The 23,460-nt window shown below is 28.2% G+C and carries 20 protein-coding genes and 1 pseudogene (1 of these 21 only partly in view); 13 read left to right on the forward strand and 8 right to left on the reverse strand.

The features are described from left to right. Positions 1 to 114: 114 nt before the first annotated feature. On the reverse strand, positions 115 to 528 hold the full coding sequence (locus tag IPP08_00995) for a hypothetical protein (GenBank protein QQS66785.1): 414 nt from the start codon (positions 526 to 528) through the stop codon (positions 115 to 117). 154 nt (positions 529 to 682) lie between these two features. Here IPP08_00995 and IPP08_01000 point away from each other — a divergent pair, with 154 nt between their 5' ends. Continuing rightward, positions 683 to 1,510, forward strand: coding sequence for a glutamate racemase (locus tag IPP08_01000; protein ID QQS66786.1), 828 nt, complete (start codon positions 683 to 685; stop codon positions 1,508 to 1,510). A 28-nt stretch (positions 1,511 to 1,538) separates the two neighbouring features. Here the strand turns inward: IPP08_01000 and IPP08_01005 are convergent, their stop codons facing one another. Beyond that, positions 1,539 to 2,447 (reverse strand): arylamine N-acetyltransferase, encoded by a 909-nt coding sequence (locus IPP08_01005; protein QQS66787.1) that lies wholly within the window; start codon positions 2,445 to 2,447, stop codon positions 1,539 to 1,541. A gap of 162 nt (positions 2,448 to 2,609) precedes the next feature. On the opposite strand from IPP08_01005, the gene IPP08_01010 reads away from it, so the two are divergent. From IPP08_01010 to IPP08_01045, 8 genes and pseudogenes are all read left to right on the forward strand, one after another. Continuing rightward, positions 2,610 to 3,206 carry a YceI family protein gene (locus IPP08_01010; protein ID QQS66788.1) on the forward strand — a complete coding sequence of 199 codons (597 nt, stop codon included), beginning with the start codon at positions 2,610 to 2,612 and terminating at the stop codon, positions 3,204 to 3,206. A gap of 202 nt (positions 3,207 to 3,408) precedes the next feature. Next, positions 3,409 to 4,566, forward strand: coding sequence for a carboxylate-amine ligase (locus IPP08_01015; GenBank protein QQS66789.1), 1,158 nt, complete (start codon positions 3,409 to 3,411; stop codon positions 4,564 to 4,566). Between the two features lie 64 nt (positions 4,567 to 4,630). Next, positions 4,631 to 5,272, forward strand: coding sequence for a hypothetical protein (locus tag IPP08_01020; GenBank protein ID QQS66790.1), 642 nt, complete (start codon positions 4,631 to 4,633; stop codon positions 5,270 to 5,272). An 11-nt stretch (positions 5,273 to 5,283) separates the two neighbouring features. Beyond that, entirely contained in the window at positions 5,284 to 5,658 is a 375-nt protein-coding gene (locus tag IPP08_01025) for a glyoxalase (protein QQS67804.1), read from the forward strand. 35 nt (positions 5,659 to 5,693) lie between these two features. Continuing rightward, positions 5,694 to 6,266: a pentapeptide repeat-containing protein gene (locus IPP08_01030; GenBank protein ID QQS66791.1), complete on the forward strand. Its 573-nt coding sequence runs from the start codon at positions 5,694 to 5,696 to the stop codon at positions 6,264 to 6,266. Between the two features lie 240 nt (positions 6,267 to 6,506). After that, positions 6,507 to 7,871, forward strand: a complete 1,365-nt coding sequence (locus tag IPP08_01035) for a YHYH protein (protein ID QQS66792.1) — start codon at positions 6,507 to 6,509, stop codon at positions 7,869 to 7,871. Between the two features lie 346 nt (positions 7,872 to 8,217). After that, the gene (locus tag IPP08_01040) at positions 8,218 to 9,675 is read left to right on the forward strand and encodes a T9SS type A sorting domain-containing protein (protein ID QQS66793.1); all 1,458 of its coding nucleotides are present in this window, start codon (positions 8,218 to 8,220) and stop codon (positions 9,673 to 9,675) included. Positions 9,676 to 9,840: 165 nt separating this feature from the next. After that, positions 9,841 to 10,431, forward strand: a pseudogene (locus IPP08_01045) (DUF1211 domain-containing protein). Between the two features lie 47 nt (positions 10,432 to 10,478). Here IPP08_01045 and rnc read toward each other — a convergent pair. From rnc to IPP08_01075, 6 genes are all read right to left on the reverse strand, one after another. Continuing rightward, the gene (gene rnc, locus IPP08_01050) at positions 10,479 to 11,294 is read right to left on the reverse strand and encodes a ribonuclease III (protein ID QQS66794.1); all 816 of its coding nucleotides are present in this window, start codon (positions 11,292 to 11,294) and stop codon (positions 10,479 to 10,481) included. 117 nt (positions 11,295 to 11,411) lie between these two features. Beyond that, positions 11,412 to 12,665 carry a beta-ketoacyl-ACP synthase II gene (gene fabF, locus IPP08_01055; GenBank protein ID QQS66795.1) on the reverse strand — a complete coding sequence of 418 codons (1,254 nt, stop codon included), beginning with the start codon at positions 12,663 to 12,665 and terminating at the stop codon, positions 11,412 to 11,414. Between the two features lie 109 nt (positions 12,666 to 12,774). Further along, complete coding sequence (locus IPP08_01060) at positions 12,775 to 13,002, reverse strand: acyl carrier protein (GenBank protein ID QQS66796.1); 228 nt, start codon at positions 13,000 to 13,002, stop codon at positions 12,775 to 12,777. A 123-nt stretch (positions 13,003 to 13,125) separates the two neighbouring features. Continuing rightward, positions 13,126 to 13,878 carry a 3-oxoacyl-[acyl-carrier-protein] reductase gene (gene fabG / locus IPP08_01065; protein QQS66797.1) on the reverse strand — a complete coding sequence of 251 codons (753 nt, stop codon included), beginning with the start codon at positions 13,876 to 13,878 and terminating at the stop codon, positions 13,126 to 13,128. A gap of 226 nt (positions 13,879 to 14,104) precedes the next feature. After that, complete coding sequence (gene hemB / locus IPP08_01070) at positions 14,105 to 15,076, reverse strand: porphobilinogen synthase (GenBank protein QQS66798.1); 972 nt, start codon at positions 15,074 to 15,076, stop codon at positions 14,105 to 14,107. A gap of 532 nt (positions 15,077 to 15,608) precedes the next feature. Further along, positions 15,609 to 17,237, reverse strand: a complete 1,629-nt coding sequence (locus IPP08_01075) for a T9SS type A sorting domain-containing protein (protein ID QQS66799.1) — start codon at positions 17,235 to 17,237, stop codon at positions 15,609 to 15,611. Positions 17,238 to 17,562: 325 nt separating this feature from the next. Between IPP08_01075 and IPP08_01080 the strand changes: the two genes are divergently transcribed. The 4 genes from IPP08_01080 to ugpC form a co-directional block, all read left to right on the forward strand. Further along, the gene (locus IPP08_01080) at positions 17,563 to 19,509 is read left to right on the forward strand and encodes a hypothetical protein (protein ID QQS66800.1); all 1,947 of its coding nucleotides are present in this window, start codon (positions 17,563 to 17,565) and stop codon (positions 19,507 to 19,509) included. A gap of 340 nt (positions 19,510 to 19,849) precedes the next feature. Next, positions 19,850 to 21,667, forward strand: a complete 1,818-nt coding sequence (lepA, locus tag IPP08_01085; protein ID QQS66801.1) for an elongation factor 4 — start codon at positions 19,850 to 19,852, stop codon at positions 21,665 to 21,667. Positions 21,668 to 21,790: 123 nt separating this feature from the next. Then, positions 21,791 to 23,065, forward strand: coding sequence for a hypothetical protein (locus IPP08_01090; GenBank protein QQS66802.1), 1,275 nt, complete (start codon positions 21,791 to 21,793; stop codon positions 23,063 to 23,065). A 19-nt stretch (positions 23,066 to 23,084) separates the two neighbouring features. Beyond that, on the forward strand, positions 23,085 to 23,460 hold the beginning of the coding sequence (ugpC, locus tag IPP08_01095) for a sn-glycerol-3-phosphate ABC transporter ATP-binding protein UgpC (GenBank protein QQS66803.1). The gene runs 707 nt beyond the window's last position; 376 of the gene's 1,083 nt are visible here — the first part of the coding sequence; its start codon is at positions 23,085 to 23,087; its stop codon lies beyond the right edge, outside the window.

Consider the following 23,460-nt stretch of genomic DNA (forward strand, 5'->3'; position numbering starts at 1 on the left):
GAGTATAATATAAAAATAACATGAAAATTTGATTTTCTTAATTAATAATAATAGATTTATTAAACAAAAATTTTTTGAAATGAATTTATACAGTTGCTTAAATCTAATTAAGAATTATTTATTCTTTTTCATATTTTCTTTTTCTTTTTTCTTTAATACTCTATTTAATTCTTCATTAGTTACATGATATCTTTCACAAATAATTTTCCTTGCAATAAGGTCTTGCTTTGCAGCATAAATTGTAATTGTGTTATTTATTTTTGCTACATTTTTAAGTCTCATTGCGCTATCTAAAATTCTTTTAGGAATATCAACAGCACGCTTTGCATATTCATTGAACATCATGTCTTCAATGCTTGTTTTGTTTAGAGGCTGATAATAACTGGGCTTTGGGGCTTGAGAATTAGTATATGCAGAATCTGGCTTAGGTTTAGTTGTTTCAGAAGGGGAATCATGACTGGAACAAGAAAACAATTCAATGGATACAAATAAGATTATTAAGAAATATTTCATTAGAAAGTTAGACATAATATTAGTGGAAAATAGGAATTTATAACTTTATATTTATAAAATTACTAATCAAAATTATAATAAACCTTAATTTTAAATTTCTTTTGTTCTAGATTAGTTACGTTAACTAGAAAAAACTTAATTAATAAATTAAATCAATCATAGGTATCTTTTGTTAAAGCAGACATCTCCAATAGGGTTATTTGATTCTGGTATAGGTGGATTAACTGTTGTAAGGCAGGTAATGGCTTCTATGTCAAATGAAAACATTATTTATTTCGGTGATACAGCAAGAGTTCCCTATGGTTCAAAATCAACTGATACAGTAATTGGATATTCACTTCAAGCTGCAGAATATTTAGAGAGTTTAGGAGTGAAGATAATTATTATTGCATGTAATACTGCATCAGCTGTTGCTTTAGAAGCAGTTCAATCTAGGGTAAAGATCCCTGTGATTGGTGTGATAAAGCCAGGTGCAAAAGCTGCAGTTGAATTATCAAAAATGGGTAGGATTGGTGTGATTGGTACTGAAGGAACTATTAGATCTGGAGCATATAAAAAATATATAACAGAATTCAAGAAAGATTCACAAGTTTCAGTTCAGGCTTGTCCTTTGTTCGTTGCACTAGCTGAAGAAGGGTGGGCTCATCATAAAGCAACACTACTTATTGCTAATGAATATTTAAAACCTTTATTAAATAATTCAATAGATACATTAATTATGGGCTGTACCCATTATCCTGTTTTAGAGCCAAGTATAGCTGAAATTTGTGGTGATAATATTGTTTTAATTGATCCTGGAATTGCAACTTCTATTGAAGCTAAGAAAGTTCTAGCCGAAAATAATCTTTTAAATGATACTAGTGATGATCCGAGATATGAATATTATCTAACAGATCTTCCTCATAAATTTGTGGAGGTTGGAGAACAATTTCTAGGAAAAAAAATGGATCATTATCAAAGGATAACTCTCGAAGATCTAAGCATTTTTGGGCATTAGAAAAGAATAAAATAGATAATTAATTTTTCTATAAAAAATAATTTCCGTTGGTGATTTGTTCAATTTCACTAGGTAAGAAATCAAAAATGTGTTCAAGGTAATATTTAAATTCTTCAATTGAAACTTCTTTTTGTGAAACAATAAGGTTCTCCTTTTTAATTGATAACATGTTCCCATTGAACGAAGCCCTCCCATTTTCTGTTAATATTTGTGCTTGAGAAAATTGTGTGAAAGTTGATTTTGGTGAAGTGGAATGATAATTTAACATTTGAGAAAAATTTTTTATATCGTAAGTAGTTGTTGAGAATTTATATATTGGTAGCCAAATATTATTGTAAAATTTTTCCAATATATATTTATTATTAATTCCATCAACAATTCTCCAAGTCCCAGATCTTTGTTCAGTTACCACACCAATTTCAATTTTTAACGGATGAATAAATAATCCACCAAATCCTACATCGGCTAAATATTTTCCATTAGAAGTATTTATAATCAAACATAGATGATCAAAGTTTTGACCTAACTTTCCAGCAACCCAATCATTAATCAACAAATCGAAAGTAGATTTTGGTAAATTAGAATCATTAACTGGAAATTTTCCTCTTGAATATACATTTGCTGATATTAAATCCACTTCATAAAAAGTATTTTTTAACATCCAAGAAAACATATAGTTCAATTCGTAACAGAATCCACCTCTTTTTCTAATAATAATTTTATCAAATAAATTTGGCCATTCTAATTCAATATGAATTTTGTTTACTATATCATAATTTTCAAAAGGAACAGAAAGCAAATGCCTATGATGTAGGTGATTTAAATATCTCAACTCACCTAAATGATCATAACTAGCCCCAATTCTTTTTAAATATTGTTTAAGTTCTCTTTCACCTAATTCTAATTTTGGAGATGATAAAGAAATTGGGATGTACATTTTTTAAATGTTTTAAAATAAAATTAATAGTTAAACATCATAAGTTATTATCGACTAATTTTTGATAATTTTTTTTGCAATAATTGATGTTGCAACATCAATTATTGCAAACTCAAAATAATCAGTTAAATTTTATTTAAAACTAACTTAAAAACAATAAAAATGAAAAAATTAATTTTAGCTACTTTAGTAACTTTAATAGGTTTTGGTGTATTAGCATTTAAACCAGTTCCAGTAGGAAAATGGGATTTGGACAAATCTCATTCAAATGTAAAATTCTCTGTTACACATTTACTAGTGTCAGAAACTGAAGGTACTTTCAAGATTGCAAATGCAAGTGTACTTTCAGATAAGCCAGATTTTACCGATGCATTAATTAATTTTGATATTGATGTTAATTCTATTAACACTGATAATGCAGACCGTGATAAACATTTAAAGAGTGATGATTTTTTTAATGCTGAACAATTTCCAAAAGCAGTTTTTACAAGCACATCTTTTACAAAAGTTAAAGGTAATAACTATAAATTAATTGGAAACCTTAAAATTAGAGACATAACTAAGCCAGTTACATTTAATGTAATATATGGAGGAACTGTAAAAGATCCTTGGGGAAATGTTAAGGCTGGTTTTAAAGCAACAACTAAAATCAATCGTTTTGATTATAACTTAAAATGGAATACCTTAACTGAAGTTGGAGGTGCAGTTGTTGGTAAAGAAGTTACTTTAATTTGTAACATTGAGTTAAAAAAATCATAATTTATAAAGTATAAATTTATTAATAAAGAAGCAATTGGTAAGAAATTACTGGTTGCTTTTTTGTTTTATTGAAACAAGTTAATAGATAATATATGATTTAGAAATTCGTATTTTTAAAATTAGAAAAAAAATAGTACTTAATTATAGATTCTTTAAGAGATTAATATTACCAATAAAACAAATTGCATTAAAACCATATTTAATGAAACCACAAGAGTTTATAAATAAAACTTCATCTGAAATAGATCCATATTTAAAGCCTACATTTTCTTTAGGTGTAGAGGAAGAGTATATGATTATAGATCCTAATACACGTGAATTAAAATCTCATTTGGAATTTGGGATATTAGAAAAAGCCCAAGTGAAATTGCATTCAAATGTTAAGCCCGAAATGCATGGATCAATGCTCGAAATTGGTAGTGAAGTATGTAACAATTCTGCAATATTAAAAGATGATTTAAGAAGAATAAGAAAAATTGTTATTGATTTAGTTGAAGAGAATGGTTTAAAACTTGGTGCTGCAAGTACTCATCCATTTTCACATTGGTCAACTCAAGAAATTACACCAGATGCCAGATATGAGGCTATTGTAGAAGACATGCAAGTACTTGCACGCTCTTTAATAATTTTTGGAATGCATATTCATGTTGGTATTGAAAATCGTGAAATTCAGATTCAGCTAATGAATGAGTTACGTTACTTTATGCCACATATTTTAGCTTTAGCAGTTAACTCTCCATTTTGGACTGGCTTTAATACTGGATTGAAAAGTTATCGTTCAAAAGTATTTGAAAGGTTCCCAAGAACTGGAATACCAGGAGAGTTTAAAAGTTGGAATGATTATCAAAGTTATGTAAAACTTTTAATTAGAACCAATTGTATTGATAATGCAAAAAAAGTTTGGTATGATATAAGACCTCATCCTACATTTCCAACTCTAGAAATTCGGATTTGTGATTTGCCGATGACGCTCAACGAAACTGTTGCAATTGCAGCTTTAGTTCAAGCAATAACTGCAAAATTGTTTAAACTTTATCAAAAAAATCTAACTTTTAGACTTTATAGTAGAGCTTTAATTATGGAAAATAAATGGAGGGCTGTTAGATATGGTTTAGATGGCAAGTTGATTGATTTTGGAAAACAAAAAGAAGTTTCAACTCGAGAACTTATTCTAGAATTGCTTCACTTTGTTGATGATGTTGTTGATGACTTAGGAAGCCGAAATGAAATTGAATATATTAAAACTATACTAGAAAACAATACTGGTGCTGAAAGACAACTAAAAGTATATAATGAAAATGATAAAGATACAAAAGCAGTTGTTGATTATATAATTCAACAGACAGCTTTAGGAATTTAATGAGTTATTTAATCTAAATAATCTAGTAAGTAAATTGCAAAACTTGCACAAAATTTAAAATATTATGATGTTTAAATTTTTAATTCCTATAATAATTTTAACAATTTGTTTTCAAAATGGATGCAAGGAGAATACCAATCTTAACAAAAAAATTGAAGTATCAAAAAGTGAAAAGAGTGCATCTGGATTGGAGATAGGGGAAGATAGCCCATCATTTATGCCCTTTCATGTATGGGGTCCTGATAAAGGCTCTAGAACTTGTCCTATATGTAAGTATGGATTGATTCAAGGTCTAGTTTATTTCATCGGAAATAATCCGAATTGGGTTGACATTAAAAAATGGCTTACTTTTTTGGATTATCAAAACAAAATTAGAACAGGTTATTTTAAGGTTTATTTTGTTTATGGAAATGATCATAATTTTTCTGAACAAAATAGAACAAATGAATTAGTTAAACTAGCGAAGGATCTGAAAATAGAGTATATAGATATAACATATGTACCTTCATTAAATGATGAAGAAAGCTATGTAAACCTAAATAGAATAAACCCAGAAGTTCAAAATACATTCATCTCTTTTTTAGATAGAACAATTATTTATAAACACATTAACTTTGTTGCAAATGAAACTAATAATAGAATAATGGAGGAGGAATTAAACAACTCAAAAATTAAATTCAGTCAAATAATTTCAGTTAATAAATAAATTTTCTAATGATGGAATCACTAACGCCAAACATTTTTGTTAAGGATATACAAAAAACAATAGAGTATTATAAATTGTTAGGTTTTGATGTTAAAATAACTGTTCCAAAAGAAGGGGAATTTGTTTGGGTTATGATGAGCTGTAATAAGGTTGAATTAATGTTTCAAACTTTTAATAGTATTGGTGATGATTTGCCTCCAATAAAAAGAAATAATGGTGGATCTTTATTATTGTATATTCAAATCAAGGGAATAAGGGAGTTTTACAATAGGATAAAAGATGAAGTTATTATTCTTAAACATTTAGATAAAACATTTTATGGAGCAACAGAATTTTCTTTAGTAGATGTAAATAATTATGTTTTAACTTTTGCAGAAGATGAATAAAGTATAATTAAAGTATTCAAGAAAAAATCTAAATAATGGATCTTGTTTTTATAGATGGAATTACATTCGAGAATAAAAATTTCACTGAAGAATTTTTAGATAAAGGTGATTATAGTGATTGCAATTATTATAATTGCAACTTTTATGAATGTGATTTATCAAATTATAATTTTACAGATTGTCAGTTCATTGATTGTAATTTGAGTATGGTGAATCTTTTTAAAACTTCGTTCAATTCAATTTTGTTTTTGAATTCAAAATTAATAGGATTGCATTTTGAGGACTGCAACCAATTTACATTTGATGTAAGATTTGAAAATTGTAATTTGAACTTATCATCTTTTTTTAAATTAAAAATAAAAAAAACTAAATTTATTAATTCAAGTTTACAAGATGTTGAATTTAACCAAACAGATTTAACAAGTTCTCAATTTGAAAACTGCAATTTACTTAATTCAAAATTTATTAATTCTATATTAGAAAACGTTGATTTTAAGACATCTTACAATTTTTCAATAGATTTAGAAATGAACAAAGTTAAAGGGGCAAAATTTTCTATTCAAAATATTATTGGATTGTTAGATAAATATGATATTGAAATTATTTGATTTGAACTAGTTATTAAATCAATCAAATTTAACAATGTTTATTAATTAGTTTAATATTTATGAAAATTAAATGATTTTTTTGAATTTATTGAATCGAAAAAATTGTGGTTATTAATTTAAATCAAAAAAAGTAATTTTATAAAACTAAAAATTGCTTAAAGAATTGTATGTTTGAACATATTAGAAAAATTTAAAAAAATAACTATAATTTGAAAAAAATTTTAATAAAAAAGAAAAATTATGTTAAGTAAAATAATTACTTTAATTGCAATTTGTTTGCTTGTTAAAGATGTTTCATCACAAACAAATCCTTGTATCACCAAATGGTTACAAAACACAACAGGAATAAAAGGGAGGCATTATGTAAAAGGAAATTCTACTCCAATTGCTGATAATGTTTTAGTAAACTGTCAGTCCGTTAAATACTCTGCAAATTCTGTTTACATTGCAACTAACGGAATCCCATCTTATATAACTGGTCCATTTTTAGATGGCAATCCATCTTTAGCAACTAGTCAAAATGGAATTTTTAAGTTACCTTTAAATCCAATCAAAAACACTGGAACACCTACTGGAACAACGGGAGGGAATATAGGACTTTTTATAAATGGAGTAGCATTGTTTGATTATAGGGATGGGGTTTCTTGGCAAAATTCTTCAAACTCATTAAAGGGTGGTCCAATAATGGGCATGGGAGATAACGTCTGGACACGAGATGCAGTTGTTGGAGAAAGGCTTGGATTTGATTGTGCTAAGGCTCATCCTGCTATGGGGAATTATCATCATCATCAAAATCCTAGTGCATTTAATTTAGATTTAACTTCAATTTCCAATGTATGTAATTTGTATGCATCTGATGGATTATATAAAATTGATTCTACAAAACATTCTCCTTTAATAGGTTTTGCATATGATGGATTCCCAATTTATGGTGCTTATGGATTTAAGAATGTTAATGGTAAAGGAGAAATAATTAGAATGAAATCAAGTTTTAGAAAAAGGGATATTTCAGTAAGAACTAATTATGCTGATGGCTCTAATGTTACTAATGGTCCGGGAGTTAGTACACAATATCCTGTAGGATATTTCCGTGAAGATTATGAATATATACCTACTTCAGAATCAACACCAGATTATTTAGATGAACATAATGGAAGATTTTGCATTACCCCAGAATATCCTCAAGGAATATATTGTTACTTCTGTACAGTAGATGAAAATTGGAATTCAGCTTATCCTTATGTAATAGGTCCTACTTTTTATGGCGTTCGTAACTCTTCTAAAGTACAAAATATTGGCGAGCAAGTTACAACTTATACTCCACCTGCAACAACAATTCATGAAAGCAATTTAGTTGAAATGTATGTTACTGTTTATCCAAATCCTGCCACAGATTTGGTTGCTATTCAATTAAATCATATTACTAATGAGAATTACTTTTTAGAACTATATAATGTTAATGGAAAGCTGTTAAATAAAACTATAATTTATCAAGGAAGTACTATAGCTTATTTTGATACAAGAACGTTATATTCAGGAGAATATCAAATATTAATTACTAATGGATTGACAACTATAAATAAAAAAATTATAGTATCGAATTAAACTAAATCGTTAAAGTTTAAATTGACTAATTCCAAATATTATTAAATTTTATCATTAGTTATTTTATAAGATTATTAGTAATCAAGAGCATAGGAATCTATTCTAAAGTCATTAACATTTAATCTTATTTATTATATGTTTTTTTGATATTTAATATAAATTAAATTGGATAAAATTGATTCTAAATATGTTTATAATATATTAAAATATTTACAGTAGTTTTTTTTATTTTAAACAAATAATTAATAATAGAAATGAAGAATTTTCTGTTTAAGAACTTAATTTTTAAATTGTGAAAGTAATACTTAAAATAAATAGAATCATTTTTTGCAATTTTATTTTATTAATGTTCCTTCAAAATTTGGTTGCTCAAATAAATATCGGACCAAATGAAATTTATAAAAATATCCAAAGTGCCTCAACTATAATTAAACCTGGGGATACTATTTTTGTTCATGCAGGTTCATACAAAGGTTATCAAGGAATAACTGGGTTAAAAGGAACATCGAAAAAGCCAATTGTAATAACTCGTTATAAGAATGACATTCATGATATAAGTGGTAATTGGCAATTTCAATCTTGTGAATATATAACTTTTAAAAATTTAAATTTTAAAGCAAATATCAATTCTACAGGGAGATTAATTAATGTTGATAATAATGGAGATTGCTCAACCCAATCTAACTATATAGTTTTTGATAGTTGTAGCTTTTCAGATGTTACAGATATTAATGCTATTACATCATTCAAATTTGGAGGGGTAGAAAATTTTCAAGTTACAAACTGTATTTTCAAGAACTTCCCAAATTGTAGTGCTTTCGATTTTAATGTATGTCATCATGGTTTAATTAAAGGAAATTACATAGAAAATTGCCAATCAGCAGGACACATAAAAGGTGGTGCTTCAGATATTACTATGGAGCAAAACACATTTGTTAATGCTTCAACTAATGGTTGGGTTGTTTTTGAATTTGGTGGAGATACTGGTCCTCAATTCTATTGTAAAAATGATACTTTTGAAGTGAAAAACTTAAGATTTTATTCAAACTTAATAATTGGTGGTTCTAGGGGGTTTGCTTTGTCATCAGCTCAAGATTGTAAAGTAGTTAACAATACATTTTATAATTGTAGTGGAGCAACTATAAGATTATTAAAAACAAGCAGTTTATATCCATTATTGAATAACAATATTGTAGTTAATAATTTATTTGCATTTGGCTCGAATGCATATATGAACGGAAGTACCCAACAAGCTGGTTCAACATTTTTCAATAACAACATTTATTATAGTTTAGTTAACACTAATTTTAATGGTCCTTTTTGGGATACTCCAGAAATGGATTTGGTTAAAGAAAATAACCTAATTCTGTTAGGCAAAGAAACAGTTATGTTTGTAGATACTTCAAAAAATAATTTTCATCTTGCAGCACGAAGTCCTGCTATAGGAATTGGGAAAACGGTTTCTGAACCTAAAGCAGATAATTCTGGATTTAACTTTAATTTAAAAAGATCCATAGGAGCATTTGAATTTAAAGTGCCATTAACTACTTATTTAGACCAACTAGGATTAATTGATAGAATAACTTGTTTTCCAAATCCAAGCAATGGAACATTCCATTTACAATCAAATGTAAAATTTTCAAGTTTAGAAATAATTAATGAATTAGGTGAAATAATTTATCAAAACAATATTTGTTCTGATAATTTAAAAATCGATTTGACTTCAGAAACTAAAGGTGCTTATCTGTTAAAAATAAAAAAAATAAATGGAGGTTCTTCAATTATAAAATTATTCATTAATTAAAACTATAACAAGTTAAGTTTAAAACTCAAGTTTTATAGGAGTTATAACTCAAAATTCAACTCAAAATTAATATATATTATTGTATTCTTTATTTTAACTATGTAAATAATGTACTTAATTTATCAAAGAATAGCATTCAAATTATTAAAATAAAATTTATTAAATATGAATAAAAATAGGTTAGAGGCTTTTAGTGATGGTGTTATAGCAATAATTATCACTATAATGGTGCTTGAAATTAAAACCCCAGAATCGGCTAACATTGAAGGGTTTTTAATATTATTGCCAACAATATTTGGATATTTTTTAAGTTTTATGTTTGTAGGTATCTATTAGAATAATCACCACCATTTATTACATTCTGCATCTAAAGTTTCTCCATTAATTATGTGGACAAACTTAAATTTATTGTTCTGGTTATCATTGGTCCCATTTGCAACTAAATGGATGGATGAATCTCATTTTGATAAATTTACTGTTATAGTATATGCAATATTGCTATTGTTATGTGGGTTAGCATATAGCTTTTTGAGTCAAGCAATATATAAAAGTTTAGATTCAAATGATAGGATGAAAAAGGTTGTAAAATCTAAGATAAAGGAGTTATTTTCAATTTTGCTTTATTCAATTTCAATTCCCATTTCATTTTGGAATACAAAAGTATCATTAGCAATATTTACAATAGTAGCAATAGTTTGGATAATTCCAAGTAAGGCAATTGAAAAAGAATTAACTAGAATTAAAGATGAGATTTAATTTTTTGAGAAAATACAAATCTTATTGCTAAAATCCAAATTGTTGTTTTAGGCATTTGTATTTATAGGTACGCCTAATGACTTGATTGCTTCTGCAGCTGCAAGTTGTTCAGCATCTTTTTTACTTCTACCTTTCCCAGTACCATGGATTGAGTCATTAACATGAACTACTATTGTAAATACTCTTTCATGATCTGGTCCTTCTTGTTGGATAACTTCGTAATGAGGAGCTATTGAGCCGATTCCTTGTACATATTCAAGTAATAAACTCTTAAAATTGATGTCAGAAGATTGCACCTCTAGAATTGTCTCTTCTTTTAAAATTGTTCTTTTTAAAAATTCTCTAGGTTCATCTAAATTACTTCCGCTATCTAAATAAATTGCAGCTATAATAGCTTCAAAAGCATCTGCTAAAAGCGAATCATTACCTTGCTCGAGGGATTGTTCAGCAGAAACATTTAACAAAACAAATTTATCTAAGCCTATTCTATGAGCTAATAATGTTAAAGCTTTCCTGCTTACTAATCTACTTCTAAGCTTAGTCATTTGACCTTCTTGCCAGTCTGGATTATTGTTAAAAATTGATTCTCCAACAAGCATATTTAAAATTGAGTCTCCAAGAAACTCTAATCTTTCATTGCTTAAGGTTTGTTTGTTGGTAAGTTGTAAGTAACTTCTGTGGGTTAGTGCTTGTTCAAAATAACCTATATTTTTGAAATCATAATTGATTATTTTTTTTAAAGCAAGTGAACTTTCATTTGATAAAAAATTCTTTGAAGGAAACTTAGAATCTTCTACTTTAGGAGTATTATTAGCAAAATCCTTAGTAAATAGATTTGTTATGTAAGAAAAAATTTTCTTCATCAAATATTCATAACATGTAAATTTTTAATTGAGTATGAGTCGATACTCATTTTGTAATCTTAATAAATAACTATATTTTGAAGGAATAAGTTAAGAAAGAAAAATAATTATAATAATCTATTCAGTATATTTTCTAAAACAAAGTGAAACATTATGACCTCCAAAACCAAACGCATTAGAAACAGCAGCATTAATCTCATGTTTACGAGGTATATTAGGAACAAAATCTATATCACACAATGGATCTGGGTTTATATTGTTAATTGTTGGATGTACTAATGAATTCTCCATCATTAAAACAGTTGCAATTGCTTGAACTACACCCGCAGCACCAAGTAAATGACCAATCATTGATTTAGTACCACTTATTAACAAATTTTTGGAATGATCTCCAAAAGCTCTTTTAATTGCTGAAACTTCTGCAATATCACCTAATGGAGTTGAAGTGCCATGAACATTAATATAATTAATGTCATTCATATTCAAACCAGCATCTTGAACAGCAAGAATCATTGCTCTAGCAGCTCCTTCACCCTCAGGATGAGGAGCAGTAATGTGATGAGCATCGGCAGTCAAACCACAACCAACTAATTCAGCATGAATTTTTGCTCCACGATTAATTGCTGATTCTAAAAGTTCAAGTATAAAAACTCCCGCCCCTTCACCTAAAACAAATCCATCACGCCCGGTATCAAATGGTCTGCTTGCAGTTTTAGGGTCATCATTCCGAGTTGATAAAGCTTTCATAGCATTAAACCCTCCAATAGCCATTGGAGAAACAACAGATTCAGATCCACCAGCAACCATCATGTCTGCATTTCCTCTTTGAATAAGCATAAAAGCATCAGCAATAGCATTAGAGCTAGTAGCGCAAGCAGAAGTTGTAGCATAATTTGGACCTTTCAGTATGTATCTCATTGATATTAACCCTGCTGCAATATCTGAAATCATCATTGGAACAAAAAATGGGGAAATTCTTGAAGGTCCTTGTTCAAAAAGAATCTTTTGTTGTGTATGGTAAGTTGTCATACCACCAATTCCAGAACCAAAGACAACCCCACATCTATCTGACACAATCTTTTCAGCACTTAATCCAGCATCTTGCATAGCTTCGTCAGTTGCAGCAAGTGCTAATTGAGAATATATATCAGTTCTATTAACTATCTTTCTATCTAACCTTGCAATTGCATCAAATCCCTTTACTTCGCAAGCAAATTTTGTATCAAAATCAGTAGAATCGAAGCGTGTAATATAATCAGCACCACTTTTACCTTGAATAAGACCTGCCCAATATTCTGGAACTGTATTCCCTATAGGAGTTACAGCACCCATTCCAGTAATTACCACCCTCCTTTTGGATGTATTGTTCATATATCTTATTGTTTTACTTAAGTTTAAATTTTAAAATTGAAAAGAAAAATAAAGATGGAATGAATTATAAATAATTAATCATTCCACCTTATTAAAACTAATAAAATAATTATACTTTAGCAGTTATGTATGTTACTGCATCTCCAACTGTAGTAATTTTTTCTGCATCTGCATCGTCAATTGTGATATTGAATTGTTTTTCAAATTCCATTATAAGTTCAACAGTATCCAAAGAATCTGCACCAAGATCATTTATAAATGATGCAGTTGGAGTAATCTGAGATTCTTCAACACCTAACTTACTTACAATAATACTTTTTACTTGTGACTCAACCATTAGATTTTTAAATTGATAATTGATAATATAATTATTTATAACTTGCTTGTTTTAATTCTTAAATGAAAGGATAAACAAATCCCTCTAAATGTTTAATTTTATTGAAATAATTCAAATAATAATCTATCCAACCATTGTCATACCCCCATCAACTGCAAAAACTTGACCAGTAATATATTTTGCATTATCACTTGCAAGAAAAGCTACCATATTCGCAACATCTTCTGGAGTACCTGCTTTCTTTAATGGAATTTGACCCATTAAAGCTGAACGCTGATCATCAGATAATGAAAGTTTAGAAGTCATATCTGTTTCAATAAAACCAGGAGCAACACAATTTACTAAAATATTTCTTGATGCAACCTCTTGAGCAACTGATTTGCTCATTCCAATCAATCCAGCTTTTGAAGCAACATAATTTGCTTGACCAGGATTTCCTATCAAGCCAACAACAGAGGCTATATTAATTATTCTACCACTTCGTTTTGACATCATTGTTCTCATAACAGCTTTAATAGTGATAAAAGCACTTGTTAAATTAGTTTTAATGACTGATTCAAAATCATTCTCACTCATTCTCATTATTAATGTATCTTTGGTAATACCTGCATTATTAACGAGTATATCAATTGTTCCAAATTTTGCATTAGTTGCATCAATCAATGCTGTTACTTCATCAGTATTTGTTACATTACATTTAACAGCCATAACATTTTCTTCACCAAGAGCAATTAATACATCTTCAGCAGATTGAGGAGATGAATTATAAGTGAAAACAACTTTAGCCCCTTCCTTAACAAACTTCTCAACAATAGATTTCCCAATTCCTTTTGAACCTCCAGTTACTATGGCAATGCGCCCTTCAAGTATTTGCATATAACAGCCTATATTTCAATTATTAAAACTCATTAATTTTTATTGTACAAAATTAAGTTATGATTCTAAAATAGGAACCATATTATCTTTAATTATTTTTTTTATTGAAAATTGATTTATGAATTTAGACAATCCACATTAAATGTAAACAAAAAGAATTTATTACAAATGAAGATAAAAAGTAATAATAATTGTATTTAATTTGAAATAAAATTCAATTCAATTTTTATAATTTCAATGCAATGTCTTTAGCAAAATAAGATATAATAATACTTGCTCCAGCTCTTTTAATAACAGTTAAAGACTCTAACATTGCTTTTTCTAAATCAATCCATCCATTTTGAGAAGCAGCATGAATCATAGAATATTCGCCAGAAACTTGATATGCTGCAATTGGCAGGTTTGTTATTTCATATAGAGACTTTATTATATCTAAACTTGGCATTGCTGGTTTAACCATTAGTATATCAGCACCTTCAGTAATATCCAATGCTGCTTCTTTAATTGCTTCGCGCGAATTTGAATAATCCATTTGATGTGTTTTCCTATCACCAAATTTAGGTGTTGATTCAGCTGCATCTCTAAATGGTCCATAAAATGCACTCGAATATTTAACAGCATAACTCATAATTGAAATATCATCAAAACCATTATCATCAAGAGTTTCACGAATAGCACCAACTCTGCCATCCATCATATCACTTGGTGCAATTATATCTGCTCCACTTTCAGCATGAGATAAAGCTATTCTTGACAATAACTCTACAGTTGGATCATTTAATATTTCATCACCATTTAATATCCCACAATGACCATGCGAAGTATATTCACACAGGCATACATCGGTAATTACAAGCATTTCAGGAAGTTCTCTTTTTATTGCTCGAATTGCTTCTTGTACAATTCCGTGACCGTTATAAGCTCCAGAACCAGCCTCATCTTTTTCTTCTGGAATCCCAAATAAAATTACAGAATTTATACCCAAATCTAAAAGTTCAGCACATTCTCTAACCACTTCATCAATTGATAACTGAAATACATTTGGCATTGAAGATATTTCTCTTCGAAATTTTTTCCCAGGAACAACAAATAATGGATAAACAAAATTGTTTTTATTTAATGTTGTCTCCCTAACTAAATCCCTTATTTGAGGTGTTCTTCTTAATCTTCGTGGACGGCTAAAAATATCTGGATTCATAAAAATTGAAATTTATATGTTGCAAAGATAAATTTTTTGAAAGAACATTATGTAATTCAAAGTTAATAAATGTTAAATTTTAGTTATTAGTAAACAGAAAATTGAAAATTGAAGTTTATGGCTGATTTTGATTTTTACTACTTAAATTATCAAACAAGGGAATATCTAAATTAGAATCAATACTGCTGGTTTGTAAGAAAAAATTTAAAAGATGTTTCAAATCTCATAAATATATATAATTCTGAATTTAAAGTTTTGAATCATAATCTATTATAAACAACTTCAAAAAATTATCAATTGACTTAAAATATTAGTGAAAATTAAACAATGTATTTATAAATCCTCAAATTGGTTTAGAGATGACAATAAAAGAGTAATATATAGGCATGAATGTTTGTAAAATTAATAATCATTTAGCTTGTATTCTCAAATCAAAAGAAATTTGAATTAGTAGACTAAAAATAATAAAGTGTAATGAATTATTTTAATATACAATATGCAAAAAAAAAATATTTAATTGAAACAATATTAATTATCTAACATACTTTTCAAACATAAATTTATCACCAGAAATTTTTTGAATTAGGTAAACCCCTTTAAGCAAATTTAATCTATTAAGTTTATTATATAAGTCCTTCTCATTAGTTTGAAAACTACTAATTAATTTACCTTGCATAGTAAATAATTTAACTTGTAATATATCAGCCTTTGAATTTACTTCATCTAGATATCCAGTATTCAAACTACACTCCCAATCTGCAAGCCAACCCCATGAATTTGAAGCTCCATCAGATTTGAATTGAATTGTTATTGCCCCACTTTTAGATGTTATAATATTAGGTGAATTTGTTGAAGTAAAAACTCCAATCAACTTTGATAAATTATCCTTACCATCAAAAATTTTCATCTCATCATTTGAAATGTTGAAACTCTTGAATTTTATTGTTAACTGCTTAGAGTTTAAAGGAGCTATTGTAAATGAGAAATTATCATTATCATAATAATTACCAAATGAACCACCCATGTCAGTGATTGAACCTTGACAGGGAGAATCCCCACAATTTGTGAATTTCTCTTTTAATTTATTCCAAAGTTTTTTCGAGCCAGCATCATAACTTAAAGCCCAAATTCCAATTCCACCAATATCTTTCATATTTACTAAATCGTATTTCAAGCCTAAACTTTCTTCATCATCATACCAACATTGGTTATATGAAGAGTCATTTATTTTTTGTACATAATATGGATTTGATGATTGTGGATCCCATTTTCTACCTATTAAATTCGCTTTTGAAACGGCTGTAGAATAAAATTCTGCATTCCCTTTACCAATTGTGTTTGAAGCAGGTGTTGAATCCTTACAATTCCAATTATAACCATAATATGGTAAACCAAGACAAAGATTTTTTTTTGGAACTCCTTTGTTTAAATAATAATTGATAGACCTTGTAACATCATATGCGCTCCACATTATCCCATTATTTTTTGGTGAAACCGGACCAGATTGAGCTGAACTTGACCAATGATAATCGTAACCCATGATAATAAATAAATCTACATATCCTAACATAGAATTTACATCGAAGGTATTGCCCCAATCAACAGCAGGAAGAGCAATTGAAATTTGAGAACCTGGAATTTCATTATGAAATCGTTTCCCTAATTCTTTTAAAAAATTAGTAAGTTGGGTTTTTTGTGATGAAGGAACTGCTTCGAAGTCTATGTTAACTCCATTTGCAGCACGCAATTTTACTAATGAAATCAGACTATCTATTAATCTTTTTTGAGATTCAAGATTTGAAAAAAATAAAGAATGGTTTTCAAACAAAGTTACACACAAATTTACTCGAACTCCATTTGCTTTAGCTTTAGTAACCAAATCAGTTGTTTTCCAACTATGGATTGAAGAATAATTTCCAGTAGTTCCATCAACTTGATAACCAAAATATGAAATATCAGAAAGTAAAGAAAAATCATATTCATTATAATTAGAACCAACCCAATATGGATTCCAACCAAAAACTATTTTATTAAGTTTACAACTATCATTTAGTTTTTGGAGTGTTAAATCATTCTTCGACTTTAATTGAGTTGAATAATTTTCAATATCATTACTTTTTAAATTTAAACTATCCCATTCTAATTCTGAACTGTAATTCAATTGGGAAAAGATTTTATTTTGTTCATATATTATTGAATGAATTTGTGAGTATGAAAAGTTTACGATTAAAAAACTTAAGATGGTAATTAATAAATACTTCATAGATATTTAATTTTAGTATAATTTTGGTATTATAAATCACATGTAATTTAAAGTTGAAATTAGATGTAAATTTATTGAATTAAAAATTAAATTATTTACCACTTAAAAAACCTTAAAAAATAATTATGCAAATTAATTTAAATATATTTCAAATAAAGCGGTTATTATTTGTTTTAGTTTCTATTTTTGTTTTTTGAAAAACTAATTAAAGCCTCAATAAATTATGAAAGCTCAAAAATTGCTTCTAGTAATATTGGTAACTATTGTTACTATACAAAATAGAGTAATAGCTCAAAAATTTGGCTTTGGAGGAACAGCTCGAGCTTCTCTAGAATCTTCTGATAGAAGAGATACTTTATCGCAAAGACCAGCAACATTATGGAGAATAGAAGCAGAACCAACCATATTTTTATATGGAGTTCCTTTCAGTGCTCTTTTCTTAATATCTTCTGAACAAACAGATATTAGGCAAAATATTAATTTAGCCTCATTTAATCTAAGTTTTGGAACTCAAAAATTAAGAGAATTACTTGGCTCTAGGATTTCAAATCAAATATCAAAACTTGAAGATTTAAATGAACTTAAAGATAGAATTGGTATTGATATGTTAAGAGATTCATTAAGCAGATATGCACCAGAACAATTGAAAGATCTTGATGGTTTAGAATCAAAACTAACTCAACTAAAAGAACTTACTGAGGCAAAAATTCCTGAAGATATTGATAAACTTAAAAATACAGGTTTGCTTTTTGGAGCAGAAAGTATTTTCTTAAATTTTCCTTCATTTGGAATAGGCAATATAACACCAAATTTTTCAGAATATATTTTAAGTGGGTTGACAATGAATGGTGCTATGGCTGAATTTAATCCAGGTGGTTTACTTTATCTAGCTGGAGCTTTTGGTAAATCTCAAAAAGCAGTTAATCAATTTGGTGTAATTATAGATCCATTAACTACCGATTCTGTAAATGTTACACCTACTTATTACAGGGGTTTATATTCAGCTAGAGCAGGATTTGGAAGGAATGATGGAACCCATATCTTTTTAACAGGATTGTATGCAAATGATGATATTACTTCACTAAATGATTCAATTTCAAAACAAGTTGCTCCTCAATCAAATTATGTATTAGGACTAGAAGGTAAAATCTCTTTTTTGGAAGATAAATTAACAATATTAGGTCAAGTTAATGGAAGTTCTATTACTGAAGATGAAAGAGCTAGCAGTACCGAAGGCTTAATTCCAGATCAACTAAATTCAATTGTTAGTCCTAAAACATCAACTCATCTTGATTTAACTTTTCTTGGAAAAGCCATGTTGAATTTACCTAAAAGTGATTTTAATGTTTCTTTATCAACTCAATATGTAGGTCCTGGTTATTTATCATTAGGTACTCCTTTTTTAAGAACAGATTACTTGAAATATGAAGCAATTGCAGAACAAAAATTTCTTTCAAGGCAAATTTCCGTTGGTGGATTTTATAGAACAGAATCTGACAATTTAGCAAATTTAAAAAGTTCAACTACTGTATCAAATGGGTTCGGTTTAAAATTGGGATTAAATTTTAAAGGATTACCTTTTATATCTATGAATTACTCTCCAATATCCCAAGAAAGTAGTTATAGAACAGATTCTGTTTTTACTCTAAAAAGTACAACAACATCATTAGGAATACAAGCTTCTTATAGCTATCCAATAGATAAAAATTCATCCATTTATGGATCTACAACTGCAGCTTTTAACAAACAATCCCAAGAAAATAATTTTGAGAACAGTATTGGTTTCGATAACAGTGTACTGTTTTTAAATCAAACTTTAAGTTTTGCTTTTCCTTTAACTTTATCATTTGGAGTATCAGTTAATAGCTTGGCTCAAACTGGATTGGTAGATATTAAATCAGATATATTAGATGTTAATTTAGGTGCTACTTATACAGCTTTTCAAATTTGGGATAATGGAATCAATTTCTATCGTCAATCAACAAACTCAATTGATAGTAAACTTGGAGTCGGTTTATCAAGTTCATATAGGGTTTTTCAAAATAAAGATGGAAGTAAATATGGAATTATTGAATTGAGAGGGGAAAAAAATATTTATGATAATACAATTGATAAAACTCTAAATTACGATGAAATGTTAGGTAGAATTACCATGACATTTGCATGGTAAATTTTTATAAATATAATTTTATAATTTAAAAAAGGATTTAATACTTTATTAATAAATTTATTTAAAAATATAAGTACAATTTTTAGAATATAAATACAATTTTTAGAATATAAATATGTATGAAATTTTATAGAATAATATAAAATCACACACCATTTCTAAACTCAATCTTAACTATCTATAAATTACAAACATTTTCAAAAAGTAAATTGTAATTAAGCATGATTTGTTATTGATAAATCTCTAATATAATCAATAACTAATACTTCACACCTTATTTCTTAACTTTGTTTAATTTTTTTTACTACTTTATCTCAAACGTTACTTAATTAATTATTAAATGAAAAAAATTCGCAACTTTTGCATAATTGCACATATAGATCATGGCAAATCGACTTTAGCTGATAGGTTGCTTGAACATACTGGGCGTGTTACTAAACGAGAAATGACAAACGCTCAAATTCTAGATGATAATCCATTAGAACAAGAACGGGGAATTACAATAAAATTGCATGCTATCGAAATGGATTATATTAGACCAATAGCAACTGGTGATACCGATAAATACATCTTAAATTTGATTGATACTCCTGGTCATGTCGATTTTAGTTATGAAGTTTCAAGATCATTAGCTGCTTGTGAAGGGGCATTGTTAATCGTAGATGCAACTCAAGGAGTTGAAGCTCAAACTATTTCAAATTTGTATTTGGCAATAGATGCAGGCTTAGAGATAATTCCAGTTATAAACAAAATTGATTTACCATCAGCATTAACAACCCTTGAAGGAGTAAAGCAACAAGTAATGGATTTAATTGGTTGTAAGGAAAATGAAATAATTCTTGCTTCAGCAAAAGCTGGTATTGGAATTGAAGAAATTCTTGAAGCTATTGTTGAAAAAATACCTTCTCCTAAAGGTGATGAGAATGCACCATTAAGAGCATTAATTTTTGATTCATTGTTTGACAGTTATAGAGGGGTTATTGGTTATGTTAGAGTTCTTGATGGTGAAATTAAATCTGGAGATAAAATTAGGTTTATGAACACCAAAAAAGATTTCATTGTTGAAGAATGTGGCATATTATACATGAATAGAGTTAATACTGGGAAAATTCCTTGTGGTTCAGTAGGATATTTTACTGCTGCAATAAAAGATGTTAAGGATGTTAAAGTTGGAGATACTGTTACTAAATTAAAAGGAGGATCTGAACTACCAGTACCAGGTTTTCGTGAAGTAAAACCAATGGTATTTGCAGGTATTTATCCTACTACAACAGAAGATTATGAGTCATTGCGAGATTCTTTAGGGAAACTCTCTTTAAATGATTCTGCACTAGTTTATGAACCTGAAACATCAACTGCATTAGGATTCGGTTTCAGATGTGGGTTTTTGGGAATGTTACATATGGAGATTATCAAAGAAAGACTTGAACGAGAGTTTAATCAATCAATTATTACAACAATTCCAAATGTTGAATATATTGTTCATTTAAATAATGGAAAAACTTCTATAATAGATAATCCTTCCCAAATGCCACCAATTGGAAATATTGATTTTATTGAAGAACCTTATATAAAAGCTCAAATGATTTGTCCTTCTGAGTTTATTGGAGCTATTAACAAATTATGCATTGAACGCCGTGGTATTTATAAGAACACTCAATATTTAACTTCAGAAAGGGTTGATATTACTTTTGAACTCCCTTTAGCTGAAGTGATTTTTGATTTTTATGATAAGCTTAAATCAATGACTCGAGGTTATGCTTCCCTTGATTATGAAATAATTGGTTTAAGAGAAGGTGATTTAGTAAAAGTTGATGTGTTGTTAAATAACGAGCCAGTAGATGCTTTATCAATTATTACTCATCGATCTAAATCGTTTTATTATGGTAAAAAACTTTGCTCAAAACTTAGAGAATTGATTCCAAGGCAAATGTTTGAAGTAATTATTCAAGCTGCAATTGGAGTTAAAATAATTTCTCGTGAAACTGTTAGAGCCATGAGAAAAGATGTAACCGCTAAGTGTTATGGTGGTGATATTTCACGTAAAAGAAAATTGTTAGAAAAACAAAAGGAAGGGAAGAAAAGAATGAAACAAGTGGGTTCAGTTGAAATTCCTCAAGAAGCTTTCTTAGCAGTGCTTTCAATTGATAATGATTAAAATTAATTTGATTTTTTGTTATATAAATATAATCATTTTATTTTTTTAAAAAGTTCTATACTGTATCCATAATCTATCTTTAATTTAAAAGGTTGATAATTTCTAAATGGAATAAATGAATTTATGTTGGTAATCTATCCGTTAAACAATTTAACTTTTAAATCTAATACAATAGGGGATTCTGTATTTGCTCAGAATGCTATTGCTTTGGCTTGTTTATCAACCACTGAATCAATAATCACGAATGTTCCTGATGACCATGATACAGATTTATTAATCAAATCTTTAATAAGAATTGGGTTTTGCATTTTAAGAGAGAGTGATAAGATATTGATCAATCCATTAGCTAAAGATATCCCTAATGAAAAATTCTCAATAAATTTTGAAAATGCTGGATATGCAATGAGAATTTTTATTGCAATAGCACAATCTCAAAATGTAAATGGGATAATAGAATCTGAATTTCCGCTTTCTAAAAGAAATATTGAAAGAACTTTAATACCACTTCGAGAATTAGGATGTGAAATTATTTGCTCTGAAAGGGGTACTTCTCCAGTAAGAATTTTCCCAAATTCTAATTACAATACAGATGTTATTATAGATTTACCAATCCCAAATTTCTATTTAAAATCGTCATTAATTATAGCATCTTCTTATAGTGGTTTAAATACTGAGATTATAGAACCATACCCTTCAAGATCTATTACAGAATATTTTTTCGATTGCAATTTAGATTTTAACAAATCATATCATATTAATGTAAAACCAAATGTCTATAATGGATTTAATGCTGAATTACCTTCTGACACTTTAATTTGTGATTGTTTGACAATTTTGGGTTTATTATCTAATAAAAATAATATTGAATTATATAATAGATCTTGTTTGTTTAAAGAGACCACATTTTTAAATTATATACCTAAAATAAATGCTAGATTTGGACTTATACATAATAATTGCAATATAAATTATTTAAAAAGCGAAACTCTTATCCCAGTTTATTCCAACATTAGTGGGAAATTAGTATTGAATTGTGATGATGTTAAAAATTTGGGTTCATCCATTGTTTTGCTTTCAACATTAATTGGAGCTGGTGGTGGAGAAATTATTGTTAAAGGAGCTATCGATATGAGGCAACAAACATGTGATAGAATCTTAGCAATAGTTAATAATTATGAAATGCTAGGTATTGAAACTGAAGAATTTGAAGATGGTTTTAGAGTAAAAAACATTGGATCTTTAAAAGGTGGATGTGAGTTGAACTGCTATAACGATTTATACATTACACTTTCTCAAATTATACTTTGTTCTTTAGCAGATTCCCATTGTACACTAATTAATCTTAATGATGATTACAGAGTAAAGACTCTGATAGATATTTTACAAATAAAAGAATAAATTTAGAGAAAATCATTTTATGGCTTCAGTAACTTTAAAAAATCTTAGTAAGATTTTTGATGATGGAACAACAGTTGTAGATAATGTTTCTTTAGTTATACCAGATGGACAATTTTGTGTTATTGTAGGACCCTCAGGGTGTGGGAAATCAACAACACTCCGAATGATTGCAGGGTTAGAAGAAATAACTTCAGGGGAAGTAATTATTGATGGTACCGTTGTTAATTATTTACCTCCAAAAGACCGTGATATTGCAATGGTTTTTCAGAATTATGCTCTATATCCTCACATGACTGTTAGGGAAAATTTAGCTTTTGCACTAAAAATGAGAAAATTATTGATTGTTGATATCAATAAAAGAGTTGAAGAAGTAGCAAAAATGCTTGAATTAGAAC

The organism is Chlorobiota bacterium (genome assembly GCA_016700335.1).
GTDB lineage: Bacteria > Bacteroidota > Ignavibacteria > OLB7 > OLB7.

What these genes read in the sequence shown, in the direction of transcription:
- hemB (QQS66798.1), bottom strand. Translation starts at nt 15,076, where the DNA reads ATGAATCCAGATATTTTTAGCCGTCCACGAAGATTAAGAAGAACACCT.
- IPP08_01090 (QQS66802.1), top strand. Translation starts at nt 21,791, where the DNA reads ATGTTGGTAATCTATCCGTTAAACAATTTAACTTTTAAATCTAATACA.
- fabG (QQS66797.1), bottom strand. Translation starts at nt 13,878, where the DNA reads ATGCAAATACTTGAAGGGCGCATTGCCATAGTAACTGGAGGTTCAAAA.
- IPP08_00995 (QQS66785.1), bottom strand. Translation starts at nt 528, where the DNA reads ATGTCTAACTTTCTAATGAAATATTTCTTAATAATCTTATTTGTATCC.
- rnc (QQS66794.1), bottom strand. Translation starts at nt 11,294, where the DNA reads ATGAAGAAAATTTTTTCTTACATAACAAATCTATTTACTAAGGATTTT.
- IPP08_01035 (QQS66792.1), top strand. Translation starts at nt 6,507, where the DNA reads ATGTTAAGTAAAATAATTACTTTAATTGCAATTTGTTTGCTTGTTAAA.
- IPP08_01010 (QQS66788.1), top strand. Translation starts at nt 2,610, where the DNA reads ATGAAAAAATTAATTTTAGCTACTTTAGTAACTTTAATAGGTTTTGGT.
- IPP08_01040 (QQS66793.1), top strand. Translation starts at nt 8,218, where the DNA reads ATGTTCCTTCAAAATTTGGTTGCTCAAATAAATATCGGACCAAATGAA.
- IPP08_01060 (QQS66796.1), bottom strand. Translation starts at nt 13,002, where the DNA reads ATGGTTGAGTCACAAGTAAAAAGTATTATTGTAAGTAAGTTAGGTGTT.
- IPP08_01080 (QQS66800.1), top strand. Translation starts at nt 17,563, where the DNA reads ATGAAAGCTCAAAAATTGCTTCTAGTAATATTGGTAACTATTGTTACT.
- IPP08_01005 (QQS66787.1), bottom strand. Translation starts at nt 2,447, where the DNA reads ATGTACATCCCAATTTCTTTATCATCTCCAAAATTAGAATTAGGTGAA.
- IPP08_01020 (QQS66790.1), top strand. Translation starts at nt 4,631, where the DNA reads ATGATGTTTAAATTTTTAATTCCTATAATAATTTTAACAATTTGTTTT.
- IPP08_01015 (QQS66789.1), top strand. Translation starts at nt 3,409, where the DNA reads ATGAAACCACAAGAGTTTATAAATAAAACTTCATCTGAAATAGATCCA.
- IPP08_01030 (QQS66791.1), top strand. Translation starts at nt 5,694, where the DNA reads ATGGATCTTGTTTTTATAGATGGAATTACATTCGAGAATAAAAATTTC.
- IPP08_01025 (QQS67804.1), top strand. Translation starts at nt 5,284, where the DNA reads ATGGAATCACTAACGCCAAACATTTTTGTTAAGGATATACAAAAAACA.
- lepA (QQS66801.1), top strand. Translation starts at nt 19,850, where the DNA reads ATGAAAAAAATTCGCAACTTTTGCATAATTGCACATATAGATCATGGC.
- fabF (QQS66795.1), bottom strand. Translation starts at nt 12,665, where the DNA reads ATGAACAATACATCCAAAAGGAGGGTGGTAATTACTGGAATGGGTGCT.